Annotated in this window: 20 protein-coding genes and 1 pseudogene; 12 read left to right on the top strand and 9 right to left on the bottom strand. The window is 60.8% G+C overall.

Going from position 1 to position 20,395, the window contains the following annotated elements:
• Positions 1-84 (top strand): annotated as a pseudogene (locus AC5XE7_RS20450) (IS6 family transposase); the annotation flags it as partial.
• A gap of 166 nt (positions 85-250) precedes the next feature.
• Here the strand turns inward: AC5XE7_RS20450 and AC5XE7_RS20445 are convergent.
• Together AC5XE7_RS20445 and traA are read right to left on the bottom strand one after the other, a co-directional pair.
• Positions 251-946, bottom strand: coding sequence for a DUF6118 family protein (locus AC5XE7_RS20445; protein WP_272792262.1), 696 nt, complete (start codon positions 944-946; stop codon positions 251-253).
• A 22-nt stretch (positions 947-968) separates the two neighbouring features.
• On the bottom strand, positions 969-4,301 hold the full coding sequence (traA, locus tag AC5XE7_RS20440; protein WP_272792263.1) for a Ti-type conjugative transfer relaxase TraA: 3,333 nt from the start codon (positions 4,299-4,301) through the stop codon (positions 969-971).
• 258 nt (positions 4,302-4,559) lie between these two features.
• Between traA and AC5XE7_RS20435 the strand changes: the two genes are divergently transcribed.
• Together AC5XE7_RS20435 and AC5XE7_RS20430 are read left to right on the top strand one after the other, a co-directional pair.
• On the top strand, positions 4,560-4,856 hold the full coding sequence (locus tag AC5XE7_RS20435) for a mobilization protein (protein ID WP_272792264.1): 297 nt from the start codon (positions 4,560-4,562) through the stop codon (positions 4,854-4,856).
• Positions 4,853-6,541, top strand: coding sequence for a type IV secretory system conjugative DNA transfer family protein (locus AC5XE7_RS20430; protein ID WP_495367372.1), 1,689 nt, complete (start codon positions 4,853-4,855; stop codon positions 6,539-6,541). Before AC5XE7_RS20435 ends, AC5XE7_RS20430 begins: the two co-directional genes overlap by 4 nt.
• Before the next feature lie 137 nt (positions 6,542-6,678).
• Here AC5XE7_RS20430 and AC5XE7_RS20425 read toward each other — a convergent pair whose 3' ends face one another.
• The 7 genes from AC5XE7_RS20425 to AC5XE7_RS20395 all read right to left on the bottom strand — a co-directional run bounded on the left by AC5XE7_RS20425 (position 6,679) and on the right by AC5XE7_RS20395 (position 11,494).
• Complete coding sequence (locus AC5XE7_RS20425) at positions 6,679-6,996, bottom strand: helix-turn-helix domain-containing protein (RefSeq protein ID WP_272792266.1); 318 nt, start codon at positions 6,994-6,996, stop codon at positions 6,679-6,681.
• The gene (locus AC5XE7_RS20420; protein ID WP_272792267.1) at positions 6,980-7,363 is read right to left on the bottom strand and encodes a type II toxin-antitoxin system RelE/ParE family toxin; all 384 of its coding nucleotides are present in this window, start codon (positions 7,361-7,363) and stop codon (positions 6,980-6,982) included. Before AC5XE7_RS20420 ends, AC5XE7_RS20425 begins: the two co-directional genes overlap by 17 nt.
• Before the next feature lie 52 nt (positions 7,364-7,415).
• Complete coding sequence (locus tag AC5XE7_RS20415; RefSeq protein ID WP_272792268.1) at positions 7,416-7,745, bottom strand: stability/partitioning determinant; 330 nt, start codon at positions 7,743-7,745, stop codon at positions 7,416-7,418.
• The gene (locus AC5XE7_RS20410) at positions 7,742-8,413 is read right to left on the bottom strand and encodes an AAA family ATPase (protein ID WP_272792269.1); all 672 of its coding nucleotides are present in this window, start codon (positions 8,411-8,413) and stop codon (positions 7,742-7,744) included. The genes AC5XE7_RS20415 and AC5XE7_RS20410 overlap by 4 nt, the downstream gene beginning before the upstream one ends.
• 281 nt (positions 8,414-8,694) lie before the next feature.
• Positions 8,695-9,405, bottom strand: a complete 711-nt coding sequence (locus AC5XE7_RS20405; protein ID WP_272792270.1) for a helix-turn-helix domain-containing protein — start codon at positions 9,403-9,405, stop codon at positions 8,695-8,697.
• A 196-nt stretch (positions 9,406-9,601) separates the two neighbouring features.
• Positions 9,602-9,814 (bottom strand): ribbon-helix-helix protein, CopG family, encoded by a 213-nt coding sequence (locus tag AC5XE7_RS20400; RefSeq protein ID WP_272792271.1) that lies wholly within the window; start codon positions 9,812-9,814, stop codon positions 9,602-9,604.
• A 291-nt stretch (positions 9,815-10,105) separates the two neighbouring features.
• Entirely contained in the window at positions 10,106-11,494 is a 1,389-nt protein-coding gene (locus AC5XE7_RS20395) for a hypothetical protein (protein WP_272792272.1), read from the bottom strand.
• A 181-nt stretch (positions 11,495-11,675) separates the two neighbouring features.
• Here AC5XE7_RS20395 and tnpB point away from each other — a divergent pair, with 181 nt between their 5' ends.
• The 9 genes from tnpB (at position 11,676) to AC5XE7_RS20350 (ending at position 20,219) form a co-directional block, all read left to right on the top strand.
• Positions 11,676-11,969 carry an IS66 family insertion sequence element accessory protein TnpB gene (gene tnpB, locus AC5XE7_RS20390; RefSeq protein WP_080600525.1) on the top strand — a complete coding sequence of 98 codons (294 nt, stop codon included), beginning with the start codon at positions 11,676-11,678 and terminating at the stop codon, positions 11,967-11,969.
• A gap of 208 nt (positions 11,970-12,177) precedes the next feature.
• Positions 12,178-12,987, top strand: coding sequence for a phosphonate ABC transporter ATP-binding protein (phnC, locus tag AC5XE7_RS20385; protein ID WP_006473175.1), 810 nt, complete (start codon positions 12,178-12,180; stop codon positions 12,985-12,987).
• A complete protein-coding gene (gene phnD / locus AC5XE7_RS20380) occupies positions 12,984-13,832 on the top strand; it encodes a phosphate/phosphite/phosphonate ABC transporter substrate-binding protein (RefSeq protein WP_046802286.1) in 849 nt (282 codons plus the stop codon). The genes phnC and phnD overlap by 4 nt, the downstream gene beginning before the upstream one ends.
• 70 nt (positions 13,833-13,902) lie before the next feature.
• A complete protein-coding gene (gene phnE, locus AC5XE7_RS20375; protein ID WP_006473411.1) occupies positions 13,903-14,709 on the top strand; it encodes a phosphonate ABC transporter, permease protein PhnE in 807 nt (268 codons plus the stop codon).
• A gap of 13 nt (positions 14,710-14,722) precedes the next feature.
• Complete coding sequence (locus AC5XE7_RS20370) at positions 14,723-15,721, top strand: phosphonate dehydrogenase (protein WP_003501101.1); 999 nt, start codon at positions 14,723-14,725, stop codon at positions 15,719-15,721.
• 12 nt (positions 15,722-15,733) lie between these two features.
• Positions 15,734-16,654, top strand: a complete 921-nt coding sequence (locus tag AC5XE7_RS20365; protein WP_003501100.1) for a LysR family transcriptional regulator — start codon at positions 15,734-15,736, stop codon at positions 16,652-16,654.
• A 340-nt stretch (positions 16,655-16,994) separates the two neighbouring features.
• A complete protein-coding gene (locus AC5XE7_RS20360; RefSeq protein WP_003501098.1) occupies positions 16,995-17,597 on the top strand; it encodes a recombinase family protein in 603 nt (200 codons plus the stop codon).
• On the top strand, positions 17,590-19,242 hold the full coding sequence (locus AC5XE7_RS20355) for an IS481 family transposase (protein WP_003501095.1): 1,653 nt from the start codon (positions 17,590-17,592) through the stop codon (positions 19,240-19,242). Before AC5XE7_RS20360 ends, AC5XE7_RS20355 begins: the two co-directional genes overlap by 8 nt.
• Positions 19,239-20,219, top strand: a complete 981-nt coding sequence (locus tag AC5XE7_RS20350) for an ExeA family protein (protein WP_003501092.1) — start codon at positions 19,239-19,241, stop codon at positions 20,217-20,219. The genes AC5XE7_RS20355 and AC5XE7_RS20350 overlap by 4 nt, the downstream gene beginning before the upstream one ends.
• Positions 20,220-20,395: the final 176 nt, after the last annotated feature.

Below are 20,395 nucleotides of genomic sequence, written 5' to 3'. Positions count from 1 at the left end.
GGCTTTTCCGGCGTGTGGACCGTAAATGATCAGAACGATCTGCTCGCGCACCTCTTCGGACTACAAAAGGTTAACAAAGCATGAAAACGAGGACGCTCAGTGGATAATTGCGCGCTCCGAAAATGTTTGCGACAAGCCCCGCAAAAGTCTGTCGCACAAATTTGACTTTTGCCCCTGACTTTTGCGACGGAATTTCCCCTGAGAAATCAGCGCCCGTGATTTTGTCGCGAATGCTAGGATTTTTGCGACGTTACGGCGCCGGCACTGAAACCTCACATGTCTGCGCCGTTCCTGTCTGCCGCGCCGCATCCCGGCAAGCCCGGATCGCCTCGGCGTTCTCCTGTAGTAGGGTGGATGTGTAAACCAGGTTGCGGGCGCCCTCGGGGTCGGCGGCATACATGAGGTCGCTGCCGGCCGTCCAGCGATCGGCGTTACCGGTGGCGAGCGCGGCGAGATAGCCGCCGCCTGGCGCGAGGGCGGCGACCAGCGGGAACAGCACCAGGCCGGCGACGAGCGACGCGACGGCTGTCCAGGCGAGCGCCCGGCGCTGCTGACGCCGATCGCGCACCGTGCCGATCATCCGGGCGAGTTGGTGACGCTCGCGCTCCGTCTCGCGCGCTTCACGGTCGAAGGCCTGAACGGCATTGCGCAGAAGTTCGGCCCCGGCCGACGCGACGGCGCGGCCGTGCTGTTCGGGCGTGAGTTTCAGGGCGGGGTGCTCTTCATAGGATGCAAGGCGTTCCTCGACCTCACCGATCCGCTCGGAGATGACGCCGAGGGTCGGCGCGTAATCGGGCGGGCGGGCGGATTCGAGCTGGTCGAACAGGGCTTCGATCGCCCGCCGCTGCACGTTGATTTCGGCGCGAAGATCATCGAAAGCGCGTGCCGCCTCGTCCTGCTCCTCGTCGCCGTGCCGGTCCTGCCCGTGCTGCGTTTCTTCCGCCATGCCTTCTCCTGACCGCCCTGCCCTATCGTTCCATTTCGATGCCGCGGCTGAGGCGAAGCCCCTGCGACAGCTTCTGCTCAAGCATCTGGGCCGCCTGCCGCTCCTGCAACGCCTGGCCAAGCGTGCTGTCCCGGCCGATGCCGAGTTTTTCGGCCTGCGATTTCATGGCGGCCTCGGCTTGCGGGTCGCGGCCGATCGTATGCGCCACCTTTTTCATCTGGCCTTCCACCTGCTTACGCTCGGCGTCGTGCTGCCAACCTGAAAGCGCCTTGTGCTGTGTTTCGAGCTCGGTCCAGCGCTGAACCAGGCGCTCGGCCCGCACGTTCGGATCGGCTCGCAAACCTTCCTCGCGCTCAATACCGGCGACGAGCTGCGCTGTGCGCTCCCGGCCCGAAAATTCCGCCATCGCGCGGCCCATCTCCGGATCGTGCCGGAAGGCCGAACGCATGGTGCTGACCGCGCCAAGCCGTTCCTGGTCGAGCGCGGCGCCGGCCTTCTGTAAATCGAGCTTCTGGTGTTCGAGGATGGGAAGGTCTTTCGCTGCCATGCGTTCGGCCGCGTGAAGCGCCTGGGCGTAGCGGTCGACCGCAACCGCAAACCCGTCCTGCATCCTCGATCGCAACGGTTCTGCCGTCTCCCTCCCCTTCCCGGCTGGCAATGACACGCCGGCAAAGCGGTCCGGCCCCTGGCGCTGCTGGTTCCCCTGCTCCGGGCCGCGCGAAAGCCGAAGGCCGGCGAACTTGGCCACCCGTTTCGGCGACTCCTGGCGGTCGCCGGGGAGATCCTCGGCCTTGTTTTCGACACCGGCCCATCCCACCTTCCCGCCGCTCGCGGTTTCGTGAGTTTGGTCCCGGCTCTGCTTCCCAAGCCCCCCGCCCAAGCGGGTCGGGACCGTTTCAATCACATGCGACGAAACCTCCCGTTGCCGTGCCTGCTGTCTGGCCTGCGGAATCTCGATCTCGCTGCGAATGCCAAGCTCTTCGGCGAGGCCGCGCCGTTCGGCGTAGGCTTTAGCGTAATCGAGCGTGGTTTCCTTGAGACCGGCCCGGCTGAACGTGGCCGACAACGCCTTTTCGTCCTTGAACTCGTCACGGCCGGCATGGAGCTGAACGCTGTCGCGGTGCCGCGTCATCGCCACATAAGTCAGATGCCGGTCCATCGTGCCGGACGCCAGCACAAACGCCCGATCGACGGTCGACCCTTGAGTTTTGTGGATCGTCGTCGCATAGCCATGATCGAAGGCGGCATAATCCCGCGTCGATATGGAAACGCTCCGGATTTCTCCTCCCCCTGGCCCTCCCCTCGATCCGTCCAGCTCGGCCGTGAGCCGACCCGTTTCCACATGACTGACGGTGCCGAGCATGCCGTTCTTAACGCCAAGCTCGCGATCGTTCTGCAAAAACACGATGCGGTCGCCGGCGGCGAATTCTCTCTTCCCGGCATTGGTCTGGAAACTGATCTCGCCGGCGGCTTCACCCTTGGCCAACTGCCCGCGTTCCTGGCGCGCGGATCGAATGTCGGCGTTGAGAGCCCGGACATCGACACGCCGGTGCGCCATCGCCACCCGGCTCGCTTGAGGCCGCTGCTCGAGATCGGCCATGTAATCGCGCACGATGTCGGCTCGAGCGTTTTCCCGGGTGTCGGCAAACCGGATAGCTCCCCGCTCCGCATAGGCGGCAAGCCCCTCGGCCGTGCGGTGCCTGGCGAACGAAACCGACGCCTCTCGGCTCCAGTCCTCGCGCTGCCGGCGCACATCTTGCAATTCGGCAAAGCCTATTTGCTCGGCGATCGCCCGGAACGGCGCGCCGGCGCCGATCGCCTGAAGCTGCTCATGATCGCCGACCAGGACCAGTTTCGCACCGGATCGCTCGGCCTCGCCGACGAAGCGGGCGAGCTGACGCGATCCGACCATGCCGGCCTCGTCGATGACGAACACGTCGCCGCGGCCGATCTCACCCTTGCCTGCCTGCCAGCCATATTCCCATGACGCCAGCGTTCGGGACGCAATGCCGCTCGATTCCTCCAACCCCTCGGCCGCCTTGCCGGCGAGCGCCGCACCATGGACGCGATACCCCTGGCGCTCCCATGCTTCCCGCGCGGCTGCGAGCATCGTGCTCTTGCCGGCCCCTGCAAGCCCGACAACGGCAGCGATGCGCTCCGGGCCGGTGATGTGCCCGATCGCCTCCCGCTGCTCGCTGCTGAGCCCCGCAGCGCCGATCTCACCGCGCTCGACCTGGCCGGCGGTGCTGGCGAACACACCCGCCCGGATCGCCGAATCCTGACGGTCGAGCGCCTGGCCGACATGCGCGCGGTCCACACCATAGCCGTAAGACTGCGACAGCCGCTCCGCCGCTCCCGCCATGCGGCCCTCGATCTCGACCATCTCGCGGGTCGAATAGCGCGCCAGTTCCGCTCCTTCCGGCCCGTCCATCTTTTCCGGCTGCAACTCGACCAGCGCCGGCGACGCCATGACGGATGCAAAGGCATTTCTGAAAGCGTCCGGATCGTCGATATAGCGATGCAGCGCCCGCGCCACGTCGTGCCGGTCGAACACGCTCTTCTCGTTCGTGATGAGCGAAAGAACCTGCTCCGGCTTTTTCCGGATCAGCTCGGCGTTGCGTGTCGCCGCCTCAGCATCCAACCTCGTTCTGGATACGGCCAGGCCCCGCCTGTCCATCTGCGAGGCATGAACGCCCATATGCTCGGTTGGCTCGATCTCAAGGCCCCGCTCGGCGTGAGAACGATGGTCGATACGCGCCTCGATGCCGGCCCGCGCCAGATGCTCGTTCGCATGATGCTCCCAGGACTGCCGGATTTCCCGAAGCTGCATCATTGAAGTCGGCTGACCGTCCGAAAGCAACCGCGCGTTCTTCAATTCGATCGCCGTCTTGTCGCCAAGCCCGTCGGCCTCGACCCGCCGCGTCGTCATCATCACATGCGCATGATGATTGCGAATGTCCCCTGCCCCGTGCGGCTCATGGATGGCGAAATCCACCGCCGTCCCGTAGCGATCGGCCAGGCCCTGGGCAAAGTCCCGCGTTAGCGCAACCCGCTGCTCGGCCGACAGTTCATGCGGCAAGGCAACCTCGAACTCGCGGGCGACACGGGCGTCTTTTCGAACCTCCGCCTTCTCCGCCGCGTTCCACAAAGCCGCCCGATCGCGCGCCCATTCGGCATCTGAGCCCGTAGGCAAAACAATCTCGGAATGCTCGACGCCCTCCTTGCGGGTGAAGTCATGCACCAGGCCGTCGCGCTCGTTCAATATCTTCGTCGCGGTTCTGTAAGCAGCCGCCGCGACCGCGCTTCTTCCCGAAGCCCGTGCGATCGGCTTCATGCTGCAATGATAGATCGCCAAATTGCGCGTTCCCGAAAACGAATCGCAGGCTATCAAGCACTGACTTGCGCAGCAAGTCGTAAGTGCGCCCTTAAAACTTCCTTCGCTTCGCTCTTTTCGTTATGGTGTAGCGCGCTGTAACAGCGCTGGCGGATCACATGTAGACTGTCGAATTCGACATTTGATATTGCGGAAATGGTGGATTGATGACCTGGAACGGTTGGCCTGCTGGACAGGTCTCGCTAGAACGTCGGCGACAAAAGCAGGAGACGAATGCCTATGGCCCGGAAATCAATCGAGGAACGGCTGGCGCAACTGGATGCGCAGCGAAAGACGCTACAGGCCAGGCTCTCCAAACAGGAACGCGTCAGGGACACGCGCCGCAAGATCCTGCTCGGCGCGCTCGTGCTGCACCGCCTCGAATCCGATCGTGACGAGGAATTCTCAAAGCGCCTCGGCGACTGGTTGCGCCGCGAGCTGCCAGGCTTTCTCACCCGCGATGCCGACAAGGAGTTGTTCGACGATCTGCTTGCCGCGCCTACCGGCACTCCGAGGACCGACGGAGCTGCATCGTGAACCAGGCAACCTTTGCATGGGCAGCATTCAAGAACATGATGCGCCAAACCGCCCGTGATCCCGTGTGGGCGATTGCCGCGCTGATCGCCGCTCCCTTTCGGGCCGGCCCCTACGTCCTGAAACTCGGCTTCTTCTTTCTGATCGTCGCCATCGCCCTGTTCTTAGGCGCGAGATACCTTCTGGACGCGATCGGCCTGCAGCCGGGCGACCTGCTTTGGATCGCCGCCGATGTGGTGATAACCGCCTTTCTCGTTGTCCTCGCCTTCCGGTTTCTGACCAATCCCATGATCGAGCATTTCGGCGGCATGGACGGCGACACGCATGGCACCGCCCGCTTCGCCACCAAGGCGGAAATCGCTCCCCTCACCCGCCAGGAATCCGGCCTGCTCGTCGGCCGCGACGGAAAGACCGGAAAGCTGCTGCGCTATGATGGTCCCGCGCACCTGATGACGATGGCGCCGACGCGCACCGGAAAAGGCGTCGGCACGATCATCCCGAATCTGCTCACCGCCGATCGCTCCATCATCTGCATCGATCCCAAGGGCGAGAACGCCAGGATCGCTGGCCGCGCGCGAGGAAACTTCGGGCCGGTCTATGTCCTCGATCCCTTTGGCGTAACCGGCAAACCATCGGCCGCCTACAATCCCCTCGATGCGCTCGATCCCGCCGGCCTCGATTTTGCAGAGGATGTAAATACCCTTGCCGACGCCCTGGTCCATGATGAGCCAGGCGCTGTCGGCGAGGCGCACTGGAATGAGGAAGCCAAGGCGCTGATCGCCGGGATGATCCTCCATATCGTCGCCCACGAGCCCAAGGACAGGCGAACGCTCGCCACCCTGCGCGAATGCCTCACCCTTGCCCCCGAAACCTTCACTGCGCTCCTGAAGGAAATGCAGCGGTCAGCCGCGGCCGGTGGCCTGATCGCCCGCGCCGCGAACCGTCATCTCGGCAAATCTGACCGGGAAGCCGCCGGCGTGCTGTCGGCCGCGCAGCGCCACACCCATTTCCTCGACAGTCCGCGCATGACCGCGGTTCTCGGCCGGTCGGATTTCGCCTTCGGATATCTCAAGCGCCATACCGCGACCGTCTTCCTGGTTCTGCCGCCCGATCGCCTCGGGAGCTATTCGAGATGGCTGCGCCTGCTCGTCACGCAAAGCCTCACCGACATGGCCAGGACCGCCGCAACCTCCCCCGCCCGGCCGGCCGACGCGTCGACCAGGCCGGTCCTCTATCTGCTCGATGAGTTCGCAGCCCTCGGTCATCTTGCGCCGGTCGAGCGCGCCATGGGCCTCATGGCCGGCTACGGCGTCCAGCTCTGGCCGATCCTGCAGGACGTCCACCAGCTTCGCGCCACCTACGGGCAGCGCGCCGGCACCTTCCTCTCCAACGCCGGCGTCCTCCAGGTCTTCGGCGTCAACGATCATGAAAGCGCCCGCCTCGTCTCCGATCTGCTCGGCCAGGAGACCGTCGTGTTCAAGCCCATGAGCCGCGCGCTCGATTCCGAAAAGTCCGGCCTCACCTTCGGCGAACAGCATGTCGGCCGGCCGCTGCTCACGCCCGATGAGGTCCGCAACCTCCCCCAGCATACCGAACTGCTCTTCATCGCCGGGCAACGCCCGATCGTCGCCGGCAAGCTGCAATATTACGCCGATCCTGAATTCCGCGGCATATTTGACCAGGGATGAGGGCAAACGGACCCGGCGCTAATAGCGCCGGGTCCTTCCTGAGAACGGCCCTCCGGCAACCTACGGCGCGATTCGAAAGCGCGGTCGCCTCCGGGCCGATCGCGGCTTCCGCCGGCGGCTGACCAACATGCAGAACCTTAAGCGATGGCTTGAAGTCCCTTTTTCTGCACCACCGTAAGCAACCGCAACGCCGGGCCTCCCGGCTTCTTCACGCCGCGCTCCCAATCCGACACCAGACCCTTACTCACATTGAGGTAGCGGGCAAAAACAGGTTGAGACAGACGCTCACGCTCCCGAATGGCGCGGATTTCCTCCGGCGCGAGCGTTTCAACAGCCGTAAGGCACGCCTCGTCAAACTCTCGCATTGTCTGTTTGTCGATAGCGCCGCTCTGATGGAAGCCTTCCATCATCTCGTGGATAGCCGCCATCGCCTCGCTTTTATAACCCTTGGCCATTGCAATTCACCTCTATCAGTCGGCCGGCTATTACTTCGGCGTGCATCTGCGCATCGGTAAAACTTAGCACCAGCTTCGCCGCCTTCTTGAAGGCCGCTTCTTCGTCATCTTCGAGATTCGCTATGTCACTCTTGGCAAACCCGAAGGCAAAAACGGCCCTTGTCTGCGTTCGGAAGAAAATCAACGTCCGAAAGCCGCCAGACTTTCCAGCGCCAGGCCGTGCGACCCGCTGCTTAATGAGACCGGCTCCTAAATCGGCATCTATAAGGCCACGTTCAGCGCGTTCTACTGCTTCACACAGCATGGCGTCGGAGATATTCTCCTTACGGGCAAACTTTTGAAACCTGCTGCCTTTGAAAACCCTCACGCGATTTCCTCATCCGCCTATATATGGCACTTAGCGTTACACTTCAAGGTATTCACCCCTCATCGTCTCTAAGAGCCGCCATTGCCCGCTCGATCGTCTCGGCAAGCGTGATCTCATGGCGGTCGGCATAGGCGTAGATCGCTTCGAGGGTATCGGCGCGCAGCCGTGTCGCAAACTGCTCTGTGCGGCCTGTCTTGCGCCGCGTGCGGCGCGCCGGCCGGCCGGGAGATGATGGAAACAGATCCGAGGCTTTCGGGGTTTCGCGAAATCCCGCCGCGCGTGTGGCGGCCTTGACCGCATTCGGATCGACGGGCGGGACCAGCGGCGTTTCCAGCTCATCGCCAAAGTCGAGCGTGGCGCGCTTCTTTTCGTCGCCGGTCATGCGTCCCCTCCCCTGGTGGCATTGATGACGGCTTGCGCGTATTCGCGCGCGTTTTCCTTGGCGGTTACCAGTCCAGACACATCGGACGTTTCTAGCTCGTGCAGCGTGCCTCCCAGGGAAAAAAGAGTTCGATAGGCCGCGCGGTCGATCAAAGTGGCCGGCAACACCGGAACCGCAGCGCCGGAAAACTGCCGTTCTATGTCGCGTGCCGTGCGCTCGCGGATCGCCGGCGGCACGCGCGTAAAGAACACGCGATAAGAGATTACCCGGTTCGCCACCTTCCACATTTGGCGGACCAACTTGACCGACTTCGCGGCCTCGGCCGCGTCCAGAACCGAGCTTTGCAGCGGAATCAGGACCAAATCCGAGCGCGCGACGGCAAAACCGATGCGATCCGTTGCCGTGCCTTCAAGATCGACAATCACAAAATCCGCGTCTGCGCGGGCGTCCTCGATCGTGTCGATGATGGTTTCGGCCGAGTCATCGACTATGATGCGTAGGGTTTCGGGCAGCGGCCGAAGCCTTGACCAGGCTTCAAGCGGCCTGTTGGGGTCCGCGTCGATCAACGCAACCTTGCGCCCGGCTGCCGCGAACTCACCGGCAAGCACAACGGCGGAAGTCGTTTTTCCGACCCCGCCTTTGCTCGAAACAAACGATATGACGGCCATTTGCCCTCCAGTCATCTGATAGCTAGCAGCATGTTAGCAGCAGTTGATTTATAAGCTGTTAATTCGCGACTAGCAATCAGCTTATAAAATGCTAACAGCTAGTAATCCGCTATCACATTTATGCACTACCCTTGCCGCAGCTTCTTCGAAAGCCCATTCGACATTGCCGCGAGTCCTGTCGCTGGCGGTTATTTTTGATGGTTCCGCATCCCGGCCCGCCCTATAAGCGGGCCGGAACCGCCGCAGGGCTGCGTAAGCAGCCCGGACAGCGGCGTCCGTTTCTATTTTTCCCTTATAGGAATAGAACCAAGTTGGGATTCAGTCCGCTTGGCGGACTCACGTTCTTTCACCATCTTTCCTAGCCTCGCGAGGCTTTGAGCAAGGGGGCTATCGCCCAGCACGAAGAGCGGCAGCTCATCGGGCGGCAGGCTGTCCTGGTGCGCCTTCAGCGCGTCCTGACGGGCTTCCAGGGCGTCGCTGTGGTCATCGGGAAGGGGAGGGGCCTCGGCGCGGCGACCGAGAAGCCGCAAAGCCCGCGCCGGCAATGACAGGCGGTAGGCGTTGCTGGTCTGCTGCACCTGGGGGCCGCGGCCCTCGTTGCCGGTCGGCACATAGCGGCGCAGCCAGTCGAGGAAGCCGTGGGCGCGAAGGTTCTTCAAGGCATTGACGATCGCGTCACGCGAGCGCCTGAGATAGCGTTTGAGGGTTTCAATCGACGGATCGAGCCGGCCGGTGCGAAAATTCACCAGATTGCCCATGAGCTCGAGTATCTCGATCGCCACCGAGCCGAGCGGACCATTGCGCGATCCGGGTTGACGTAGCGCCAGCTCGTAGCGCCGCGCCGCCAAAAGGATCTTGCGGACCTCCTGACGATCGGTGCGGCGCCAGAATACGCCCTCGCAGCGTCCCGCTGCACGGCTATGCCTTCGGACGGGCGTGCGCTCCCGTCCGGCCGGCGCTCCCGTGAGCACCGTCCCTATCTGTTCAAACATGGTCCTTCGTCCTCTCCGTCCTGGGAGGGCATGACACTGTGGACGGCGGACAAAGCTTCGCCGGTCCCTGCAAGAATCACTCTTGCGGGGCGGGGTCTGCTCGGCTAAATTGGGGGAGAGTTAGGGAGCCCTCCAATCTAGCCGGTTCCGAAATCCAAAAGCGCCAGACCGCTGCTAACGGTCGGGCGCTTTTCTTTTATGCCCTCTGCTTCTGCTCGAAATAAAACCTCAATGCTTCCTCGATGATCGCCGCGCGTGCTGACGCGCCGCGTTCTTCCTTGGTCTGATCGACAAGAGCAACCAGGTCCCCCGGAAGGTCGGTCGTCACCAGCACCCGGCCAGCCGCGCGCCGTCGCTCTCTATGAGCGATAAGTCTCTCGCGGGCTGTGGCAGGGTCCAAGCGACTCATGTGTTGCATGCAACGCTAAAATCGCTGATTCTGCAATGCCTTGGTTCAAGTCGTTGAAAACATGAAGTATCGCTTCCGCCGCCGACACTGGCCGGGTGCAAATCAGGCACGAATCGCGCCCGACTCAATCTCGGCCAGGGGTGGGAGGGGAGCACGAGGGGCGGGGCTATGGGGCACCCCTCGTCTGACCCGGTCGGGTCGATCCCGGCCCGGGTCAGCCCCCGCGCCAATAGAAAACGCCCGAAGCGGTGCGCTCCGGGCGTTTTCTGTTGTGCAAGGAAGTCTTGCTGCTTACTCGGCCGCGATCTGCATGGTGTCGGTCGTGCTGTCATTATCGGCATCATTATTCCGGTCCTCGGCCGGAGCGGCATCATCATCATCGGGCAACGTGAGCGGGGAGGGGAGCCAACCCTTGCCGTCCAGTTCCCTTGTCGCCTGCGCTACCGCCTCGGCCTTTGGGGCGCGCTCGATCGCCCTGGCTGCATCCTCGGAGCAACCGGCCTCGCGCATGATGCTGGCGATCGTCGATTTGGAAAGGTGGGCGAGGAATTCCGCATCCGGCGTCCACCACGCGCGCATGTCGAGAGCAACGGTTCTTGCGATCTGATCGGCCTGTTCGATGCGGCTGCGGCTGGCGTCATATCGGGCGGACACCGCATTGAGGTTCGCCGCCGTGACCACCGCCAGAAGCTCGGTCAAGACATCGGTCGGCTGTTCGATGAGCCATTCCCAAAGGTCGGCTGGGTCGCCGGGAAGACGATGGCCCCATCCGCCCACGATCTCTTTCCAGCCGGCAAGCGCTCGGCAGGCTTCCGGCTCCTTGATGCAGGGGTCCAGCGCCTTGCGCTCGCCCCTGATCTCGACGGCCGAATCCATGCGCAGATACTGGTAGCCGTCATGGAAACAGCGCAGCACCAGCGGATGCAGCATGGCGGCAAGCGCGATCTCCGGACGGTTCGCCAGTTCGACGCGAAGTGCTGCCGTGCGGACTGCCGTCAGTTCCTCGATGAGCGTGGCGGAGTATCCGGACGGCTCGGCGGGCTCGGCCGCATCGGGCAGGGCAGGGGCCTCGCCAGCATCGTCCCCATTCCGAGCACCATCACGCAGCCGGTCCAGCGCCTTGCGGTCCTCCGGCTTCACAAGCCCGCGCGTCACCTGAAGGGAACCGTCATAGGCGACTGCGACAAGGCAACCGGCAAGGGCCTGTTCTTCCGGCCGAAAACTTTCCGTCGCGTCCCTGATCGCCTCGATGCGCTGTTCGATTTCGGCAAGCCGCGCCTCGTCGGCCGCGATTTCAGGATCGCCCTCGGCATAGGCCTCGATCCGAGCGGCCAGCTCGTCAAAAGCCTCGGCAAGAGCGGACGATTCGGCCTGCTCCTCGTCGGTATGGTCGCGGCGCTCCGGGTAAATCCGGCCATATCCGGCGCTGTGGATGCTGCCGCCGTCGATGCTGATCTCCGCCCATTTCCAGCCCTGCGGCGAAAATTCTTCCGCGACCGTTTCCAGTTTTTCGCCCACCAGCCTCAACAACAATGGCCGATCGGTGAAGAATGTCGCGTCGTCCTCCGCGAACAGATCGCGCAGCACGTTGCCGCCTGCGGCCTCATAGGCGTCCACGCCGACAAAGCGGGCCAGACGGTCATTGCTGCGGACATGCTCGCTGGTCAGCGCCGCGCGCAAATTACTAGGTGTAGCGGCTTGCCAACATAAGCGCCTCTGCTCGCAAACATCGGCATTTTCTGCTCGAATTATCTGACAATGGAGCGGGCGTCGTGCTCACGCTCTTTGCCAATGTGCTCGCAAACATCCGGGTCTGCTTGCAAACATCCGCCACGTGCTCAGATTAATTGCCAGCGACGGCATGGTCAAACCGGGACGCCTGCCTGTCGTAGTTGCTCGGTCAGCTGACGGGAATATTCGGGATCAAGGGTGCCCGCCAGGAAGGCGCGGATATACGGACATGCGCTGTGGCTTTCCCTCCTTGGCGCTTCGGGTGCAGGAGGTTCTGCAGCATGATCCGTTGTCAGGGCATCTCTTCGTCTTCAGGGGCCGCAGATCGGATATTTTGAAGATCATCTGGCATGATGGTCTGGGCGCCTGCCTTTTTACCCGGCGGCTGGAGAAGGGCCGGTTTATCTGGCCGAATATGGGATAGCATCCGTCAAGGTGGTGTAGAATTGGGACCGGGCCGTCATGATCAGGCGGCTCTGGGTGAAATTTCTCCATCGCAGCTACGCGAGGAGGTAGAGCTGAGTTTAAGTGCTGTCATTGAAGTTTCACGAGCCTGATAAACGGACGTCATATGTCGCCCATAGTGATGCAAATATTCAATCGATGCACCACTAACGATCAGGATTATTGTGATGCTGGCTCTGAACGGAGTTGCCGTGACCTATGCCAACGGCACCCAAGCTTTGAAGACAACGACATTGACGTTCAACCAGGGTCAGTTCGTCGTGCTCCTCGGTAGATCCGGCGCAGGCAAATCTACCCTCATCCGGACACTCAACGGCTTGGTTGCGCCGACGTCTGGTTCGATCACTTCTAACGATATTGGTGCTCTGGATGCGGAAACTAAGCTTCGCATTCACCGAAGGCGAACTGGGATGATATTCCAGCAGCACCAACTCATAGGGCGCTTGAGCGCGCTCGACAACGTCATGACGGGCCGCCTGGGCTACCACTCTGGCTGGCGTACGTTGTTCCCTATGCCGCGTTCGGATCGAAGGCTGGGGTTGGAATGCCTTGAACGCGTAGGCCTTCTTGATAAGGCTCTCGTCAGGGCGGATCAACTATCCGGCGGTCAGCAGCAACGGGTGGGCATTGCGCGCGCGCTGGTCCAGAAGCCCCAACTGGTCCTTGCAGATGAGCCCGTTGCAAGTCTGGACCCTGAAACGGCTGTCGAGGTCCTGTCGCAGCTTCGCGAAATATGCACAGCCGACGGCATCACTGCTGTGATCAGCCTTCATCAGATCGATCTAGCTCGCCGGTTCGGCGACCGGGTCATTGCTATGCGCGACGGGGAAGTGGTTGCGGACGCCGCTGTCGACGAACTGACCGATCAAATGTGTGCGTCGATCTACCGCAGCGCCCCAAGAAATCCGACCACAACACAAGATTTGTCCAACTACGAGTATGATCAACCTTTAGCTGCCATGGAGGCCGCATTATGAAGAAGCTTCTGTCCCTCGCATTCCTCGCCGTTCTTGGCTGGAGTTCGTTGGCGCATGCTGGCTCAAATCCAGAGACATTGCGCGTCGCGTTGCTACCGGACGAGAACGCCGCCACTGTCATCAAAAACAATCGTCCTCTCGAGGAGTATCTTGAGAAGACACTCGGTCGGGAGATTGAACTGATCGTAACGACCGACTACTCGTCAATGATCGAAGCGATGCGTTTCGGCCGGCTTGAGTTGGCTTATTTCGGGCCGCTCTCTTACACGCTCGCGAAAACCAAGGCTGATATCGAGCCTTTCGCAGCAGTTATGAAGGATGGCGAAACTACCTATCGCGCTGTAGTTGTCGCCAATGCAGAGGCTGGCATCGAAAGCCTTGAAGATGCAAAAGGGAAAAAGGTCGCGTTTGGGGACGTGGCTTCCACCTCAAGCCACCTTATCCCGAAATCTATGCTGCTTAAGGCCGGAGTTGAGGCTGGAAAAGACTATAGCGAGAACTTCGTAGGGTCGCATGATGCCGTGGCTATTGCAGTGCAGAATGGCAATGCTCAGATTGGCGGACTTTCGTTGCCCATCTACAATTCAATGGTCGCTCGTGGCACCATTGATCCTAAGAAAGTTATCGCCCTCGCCGAGTCCGATCCGTTCCCGCAGTACCCCTGGACCATGCGGTCGGATCTTGACACTTCGTTGAAAGAGGCGATCACCAAAGCCTTCATCGACCTTAAAGACGAAAAGGTATTGGCATCCTTCAAAGCCGATGGGTTCGCTCCGATCGATGACAAAGCCTACGACGTCGTCCGTGAGCTCGGTAAAGTGCTGAACTTGGACCTGAGTCAGTAAGGCGCGTTCGAGACAGTTTCTCACCTTTCGACGCAGGCGCTGGCCTGCGTCCTTTCTTCCAGGATATGTGATGACACAGCCGTCGGCCGACTACGACTCTATCCTTCAACATCAAAACAAAGCTTGGACCAGAGCTGGCGTGATCGCGTTGGCAATTGCGTGTGTGATCATTGTTAGCAGTTATCACTCCGGTCTTCTTGATCTGGAGCGTCTGGGATCTGGGTTTCCTGCGCTCTGGCAGCTCGGTACGGAAATGTTTCCCCCGGATTTCAACCGAGGCTTGGAGTGGATCAGCCCTCTCATCGACACTCTGGCGATGAGTATAGCTGGGACTGCGATCGCGGTACTGATATCACTTCCAGTTGGCTTTTTCGCCTCAGGGAAAACAGCACCCAACGCTGTCATCTATATGATCTCGCGTGGATTGTTGAATGGTCTACGGTCGATCCCGGAGCTGATTATGGGCATCGTCTTCGTGGCGGCAGTGGGATTTGGAGCGCTCCCAGGCGTGCTGGCTCTTGGTCTTCACTCGGTTGGCATGGTGGGCAAGTTCTTTGCGGAGGCGATCGAGCATTGCGATAATGCGCCTATAGAAGCCGCACGCGCAGCTGGTGCGTCGCCGTTCCAGATCGTGACGCGGGCGATCTTGCCACAAGTTCTACCGCAATTGGCCGATGTGACCATCTATCGGTGGGAGTACAACTTCCGCGCCTCGACAATCCTGGGCACTGTGGGAGCTGGTGGTATCGGTTTCGAGTTGATGACATCCCTCCGGATCATGAATTATCAGGAGGTTCTTGCGATCATGCTCGTTGTCCTTCTGATGGTCACCATCGTTGACCAGGTCGGCGCTCTCCTCCGCCGCCAGCTGCAATAGAAGGATAAATTAAATGCTCCCAAAGGTAGTAATCACCCATCGCGTCCACGAGGAGATTATCTCAAAGCTATCTCCCCACGCTCGTTTAGTTTGCAACGATACTGATGATACATGGCCCCGCGAGAAACTGCTCGCAGAATTGAGCGACGCCAAGGCGATGATGGCGTTCATGCCGGACATGATCGACGCGTCTGTACTCGCGCACGCTCCCGATCTTCAACTTGTGGCATGTGCGCTGAAAGGCTTCGATAACTTCGACATCGAAGCCTGCACGCAGCGTGGAGTCCACGTCACGATAGTGTCCGATCTTCTCACTGACCCGACAGCCGAACTTACAATCGGTCTGATGATTGCTCTTGGGCGGCACATTCTGCCAGGCGACAAGAGCGTCAGGAGGGATTACAAAGGTTGGCGCCCTCGGTTTTACGGCCTTGGGCTGCAGGGCACAGCAATCGGCATTTTAGGGATGGGAGCGATCGGAAAAGCTATAGCACAGCGCCTAAGTACCTTCGGCGCCATTGTGTCGTACTGGGATCGTCAATCCCTGGACAAAGCCGATGAGATCAGACTGAACGTAAAGCCTCTTGAATTTGACCAGTTGATCTCGTCGTCTACCTTTCTTGTGTGTGCACTCCCGCTTTCGGCCGAAACGAAGCATCTCCTCGGCGCTGAACAACTCGCCAAAATGCCCAAAGGAGCACTTCTTATTAATCCTGCACGCGGAAGCGTGGTTGATGAAGAGGCTGTTGTCGCTGCATTGCAGGCGGGGCGCTTGGGAGGCTACGCCGCTGATGTTTATGAGATGGAGGACTGGGCCAGACCCGACCGGCCTGACAAGGTCCACGGGGGTCTCCTCAATCGCGAACATGATTCGATCTTGACACCCCACATAGGCTCAGCAGTGGCGAAGTCGCGTTTGGCTATCGAGCACGAGGCTGCTGACAACATTATAGATTTTGTCCAAGGCCGAAGACCTCGTGCGGCAATTAACGAGGTTCAACTAATTCCTTGATTAGAGAAAGTAATGTTTAGCCTTTCGCATGTCGCAGCATTCATAGAGGTAATCGAAACTGGCAGCTTTCACGAGGCGTCGCGACGGCTTCAGATATCCCAACCGACTGTCTCACATAATGTGAAACGATTGGAGGATATACTAGGGGTGCGGCTGGTCGAGAGGAGGAAGGACAAGTGTGTGCCGACTCGGCAAGGGCTCGTATTCTTGCCATTCGCACGCAGCCTTTTGACCGTCACGAAGAGATCTCTGGACCGCCTGCACAGCGGCCGGATTACGTTGGGTGCCAGTACTAACATCGGTACCTATATTTTGCCAGTCCACTTGAAGCGTTTACAGGATGCTCAAGGCCGGCCACCTGAGGTGGCCGTTGCCTCAAATCCTGAAATCATCGAAAAGCTCTTGAGGAAGGAGATTGATCTAGCCTTTACCGAATGGTGGGACGATCGAAAAGGATATCAAGCCCGCCTTTGGCGGAAGGAAAAGCTGGTAATAATCGTATCCCCACAGCATAATTGGAGGACGCGAAAAACAATTGAAGCGGCAGAGTTATTTCAAGAGTCCCTCATTGGCGGAGAACGTGGAACCGGTACCGGATCCGTGCTCCGCGAGGCCTTCGGCCAAGCGGCAGAGCAATTCCCAATCTCATTCAATGTCGGGAGCACTGAGGCTGTGAAGCATGCAGTTCGAGCTGGTCTCGGCATTTCGATCGTGATGAGGAGCACTGTCCTCGATGAGCTCGCGTCGGGTAGGCTTTATGAGGTTTCTGTTGAGAATGTGGTTCTCGAAAAGTCTGTGTGGGCTGTACATCCCGTACATATGGAGGATGGTTCACCGGAAGCAATCGCGCTTAAGGTTATACTCGATGCGAGCGCCCCTCTGGGTGACCTAGAGCACGTCCACATTACTCGGGGTCATATCCGCAAGATTTGAAGTAGTTGGCGCATTCCTGCGGCTCGAACATGGTAACGGCCTGGCCGACCGCATCCTTTGGTATCGCCGCCTCAATTCCCGGAGTATCCCATACAAGGGGGACAAGATCGGGGACCGCCCGATTTTCGATGCGTAAGGTTCCCTGCTCCATGTCGCGAATATTCGGCCGTCAGACACATAGTTGGTTTCCATGGATCGTTTGTCATAAACGAGGGTTTTTGAGCATGCCATAGCGCATGCCGTCACGCCCCTTGAATGGCGCGATGGAATCTTCTCAAAACTGTTATAGAAACGGTTGTCGCAAAATGCTATGTGTCCAACGACTTTCAAGAACATTTGGATGGCTATGCGGGTCGGGTACGCCAGGGTCAGCACGATCGATCAAAATCCGGAGCTTCAGCTTGAGGCGCTGAGACGCGCCGGTTGCGAGAAGGTGTTTACCGAGCGCGGGTCAGGCGCTCGCGATGACCGCCCGGAATTGGGCCGAATTCTCTCCGACGTGCTTCGCACTGGTGACACGCTCGTTGTCTGGAAACTCGATCGGTTGGCGCGATCGCTAAAGAAGCTCATCGCGACGGCGGAAGAGTTGGAGCGCGCGAAGATCGGGCTCGTGTCCTTGACCGAGAGCATTGATACGACGACGCCGGGCGGCATGCTGACCTTCCATGTCTTCGGTGCGATCGCCCAGTTCGAACGTGCTCTGATCCGCGAACGCACGACGGCTGGACTGGTCGAGGCGCGGCAACGTGGCCGCAAGGGTGGCCGCCCGCCCGCGATGCGCCCGGGCGATATTGCCGCGGCGCGCGCCCTGATGAAGGAAGGCAGCATACCGGTACGCAATATTGCGCAGCGCATGGGGGTTTCTGTTGCAACCCTCTATCGTCATATCGGCAAGAAGGGTGGCTCTCCCAAAACAGTGGAATCCGAGGACGTCCATGGCTGAGCGGAGAAAGCGGCCGCCCGGAGAGGCTCTTGTCGATCTTCGACGCCGATTGTCGCTGCTTTCTCCCCGTGATCCAGGCCGTACCGAGATTGTTGCTCGTGCCGCCGATGCCTACGGCATCTCGATCTGGACCCTGTATCGGGCGCTGCGGGAGTTGAACCGCCCGAAATCCGTACGGCGCGCCGATCACGGAACCTCCCGGATCGCCCCGCAGCCGGAGATGGAAACCTATGCCGAAATCATCGCGGCCCTGAAGATCAGAACGGCGAACCGGAAGGGGCGGCATATCTCCACGGCGCGCGCCATCAAGCTGCTTGAGGAAGACGGCGTGGTGACGCCCGATGGCCTGGTCCGTGCACCGCCCGGCATCTTGAAACGCGCAACGGTCGATCGGCTGCTGCGTGTTTCCGGCCTGGATTATGCGCGCGTCACCCGCCCGGTGGCTGCCGTCCGATTCCAGGCGCGGCGTTCCAACGAACTCTGGCACTTCGACATGAGCCCGTCCGACCTGAAGCAGGTGGAAGCGCCGCTTTGGGTCGAGGAAGGGCGCGGCCGGCCGACGCTGATGCTGTTCTCCGTGGTCGATGATCGCTCCGGCGCGAGCTATCAGGAATACCGCTCCGTCTACGGCGAGGACGCGGAGTCCGCCTTGCGCTTTCTCTACAATGCCTTCGCCGCCAAGCCTGAACCGGAACTGCCGCTTCAGGGGATTCCAACGACCATCCATATGGATAACGGGCCGGTGAGCCGCTCGCGCGTTTTCCAGTCCGTCATGGGTAGCCTTGGTGTCCGGGTTCTCACGCATATGCCCCCGTCGGACAGCGAGCGGCGCACGCCGGCGCGAGCGAAAGGCAAGGTCGAGCGGCCGTTTCGCACGATCAAGGAAGTGCACGAGACCCTCTATCATTTCCACAAGCCGAAGGACGAAGAGGAAGCCAACCTTTGGCTCAGGCGCGCCTTGGTCACCTACAATAACGGCGACCATCGCACAGAGTCTCATGCACGCATCGAGGATTGGCTGCGGCATCTTCCTCCTGACGGGGTGCGGGCGATGTGCTCCTGGGAGCGGTTCTGCGCCTTTGCGCGCGAACCGGAACGACGGACGGTTGCTGGAGACGCGACCGTATCGGTCGAAGGCGCATCCTATGAGGTCGAGCCCGAACTTGCCGGCGAAACGGTGACCTTGCTCTGGGGCCTGTTCGATCAGGAACTGTTCGTCGAGCATGAGGGCAAGCGCTTCGGTCCATTCCAACCTTCGCGCGGGGCGGTTCCCCTCTTTCGCTATCGCAAATACCAGAAGAGCAAGCTCGAAGAGCGGCTCGACAAGGTGGTGCGCCTGGCAGACCAACTTGGGCTCCCCCGCGCCGCGGTCACCGGCGGGGATCGTCCATTGCCTTCGCTGCCCCCGACCACGGCTGGGCTGAGTGTACGGCGGACACCGTTTCCGGAACCCGCAATAGAGACCGCTTATCCAAATGGCCTCGCAGCCCGTGGGGCCATCGCCGACCAGCTCGGCCGGCCGATCGGCGCGATGAATGCCGGTGACCGCGCCTTCATCAATGAACTGCTTGGAGAAACACTCGACAAAAAGATGATCGCGGCCCGTATCCGCGAACGCTTCCAGGCGCGAAGAAAGGAAGAATGATGCTCGCTGACGTTCAATCCAGTTACGGCCTCGACCGGCCTTTCCAAGGGGCCGGCAACTTTGAGACCGAGCATCAGCGCACGATCATCCGCGAGGTGTGTGCGGCCGTCCAGACCGGTCGGCTTGTCGTGGTCTCCGGCCTGGTCGGTTCGGGGAAAACCCACCTTTTGCGCCGCATCGAGGCCGAACTCACCAAAGCCGGCAAGGTCGCACTCGCCAAATCGCTGGCGGTCGACAAGCGGCGCACTTCGCTGCCATCGCTCATTGAAGCCCTGTTCTACGACTTGTCTCCCGGCGATCGTGCGCAGGTCAAGATCCCCAAGCAGGCCGAGCGCCGGGAGCGCGACCTGCGCGACATCATGAAAAAAGGCAAACGGCCGATCGTCCTCGTGGTCGACGAGGCCCATGACCTGCACCACAAGACCTTAACCGGCCTGAAGCGACTGATGGAGGTGGTCGCCGACGCCGGCGTGCTCCTTTCCGTACTTCTTGTCGGGCATCCCCGGTTGCGCAATGATCTGCGCCGGCCGCAAATGGAGGAGATTGGCTACCGCACGACCATTTTTGACTACGAGGGGATCGGCTCCGCGCGCCGCGACTATGTTGCCTGGCTGCTTGGCGCCTGTGCGGCCGAAGGCGTAAAGGTTGGCGAACTCCTCGAGGAAGAAGCCATCGACCTCATCGCCGAACGTTTGCGCACGCCGCTTCAGATCGAGATGCATCTCACCCTCGCATTCGAGCAGGGCTTTCGCCTCGGCGCCAAGCCGGTTACCGCCGAAATCGTCGAGCAGGTCCTGTCCCGCGCCATCGACGATCTCGAACCGACGTTGACCCGAAATGGTTACGATGCGACGGCTCTGGTCACGCACCTCAATGCTCGGCCGTCGGATATCCGCGCCTTCCTGGCGGGCACCCTTGATCCCGAATATTCCCGTCAGCTGACCGAGCAACTACGACAGGCAGGCGTCCCGGTTTGACCATGCCGTCGCTGGCAATTAATCTGAGCACGTGGGGGATGTTTGCAAGCAGACCCGGATGTTTGCGAGCACATTGGCAGGGAGCGTGAGCACGACGCCCGCTCCATTGTCAGATAATTCGAGCAGAAAATGCCGATGTTTGCGAGCAGAGGCGCTTATGTTGGCAAGCCGCTACA

Source organism: Aquamicrobium sp. YD-1-mutant5 (assembly GCF_059509755.1).
This window is presented reverse-complemented; position numbering and strand designations above follow the sequence as displayed.

What these genes read in the sequence shown, in the direction of transcription:
- AC5XE7_RS20445 (WP_272792262.1), bottom strand. Translation starts at nt 946, where the DNA reads ATGGCGGAAGAAACGCAGCACGGGCAGGACCGGCACGGCGACGAGGAG.
- AC5XE7_RS20435 (WP_272792264.1), top strand. Translation starts at nt 4,560, where the DNA reads ATGGCCCGGAAATCAATCGAGGAACGGCTGGCGCAACTGGATGCGCAG.
- AC5XE7_RS20425 (WP_272792266.1), bottom strand. Translation starts at nt 6,996, where the DNA reads ATGGCCAAGGGTTATAAAAGCGAGGCGATGGCGGCTATCCACGAGATG.
- AC5XE7_RS20415 (WP_272792268.1), bottom strand. Translation starts at nt 7,745, where the DNA reads ATGACCGGCGACGAAAAGAAGCGCGCCACGCTCGACTTTGGCGATGAG.
- AC5XE7_RS20410 (WP_272792269.1), bottom strand. Translation starts at nt 8,413, where the DNA reads ATGGCCGTCATATCGTTTGTTTCGAGCAAAGGCGGGGTCGGAAAAACG.
- AC5XE7_RS20405 (WP_272792270.1), bottom strand. Translation starts at nt 9,405, where the DNA reads ATGTTTGAACAGATAGGGACGGTGCTCACGGGAGCGCCGGCCGGACGG.
- AC5XE7_RS20400 (WP_272792271.1), bottom strand. Translation starts at nt 9,814, where the DNA reads ATGAGTCGCTTGGACCCTGCCACAGCCCGCGAGAGACTTATCGCTCAT.
- tnpB (WP_080600525.1), top strand. Translation starts at nt 11,676, where the DNA reads ATGGTCAAACCGGGACGCCTGCCTGTCGTAGTTGCTCGGTCAGCTGAC.
- phnC (WP_006473175.1), top strand. Translation starts at nt 12,178, where the DNA reads ATGCTGGCTCTGAACGGAGTTGCCGTGACCTATGCCAACGGCACCCAA.
- phnD (WP_046802286.1), top strand. Translation starts at nt 12,984, where the DNA reads ATGAAGAAGCTTCTGTCCCTCGCATTCCTCGCCGTTCTTGGCTGGAGT.
- phnE (WP_006473411.1), top strand. Translation starts at nt 13,903, where the DNA reads ATGACACAGCCGTCGGCCGACTACGACTCTATCCTTCAACATCAAAAC.
- AC5XE7_RS20370 (WP_003501101.1), top strand. Translation starts at nt 14,723, where the DNA reads ATGCTCCCAAAGGTAGTAATCACCCATCGCGTCCACGAGGAGATTATC.
- AC5XE7_RS20365 (WP_003501100.1), top strand. Translation starts at nt 15,734, where the DNA reads ATGTTTAGCCTTTCGCATGTCGCAGCATTCATAGAGGTAATCGAAACT.
- AC5XE7_RS20360 (WP_003501098.1), top strand. Translation starts at nt 16,995, where the DNA reads ATGGCTATGCGGGTCGGGTACGCCAGGGTCAGCACGATCGATCAAAAT.
- AC5XE7_RS20355 (WP_003501095.1), top strand. Translation starts at nt 17,590, where the DNA reads ATGGCTGAGCGGAGAAAGCGGCCGCCCGGAGAGGCTCTTGTCGATCTT.
- AC5XE7_RS20350 (WP_003501092.1), top strand. Translation starts at nt 19,239, where the DNA reads ATGATGCTCGCTGACGTTCAATCCAGTTACGGCCTCGACCGGCCTTTC.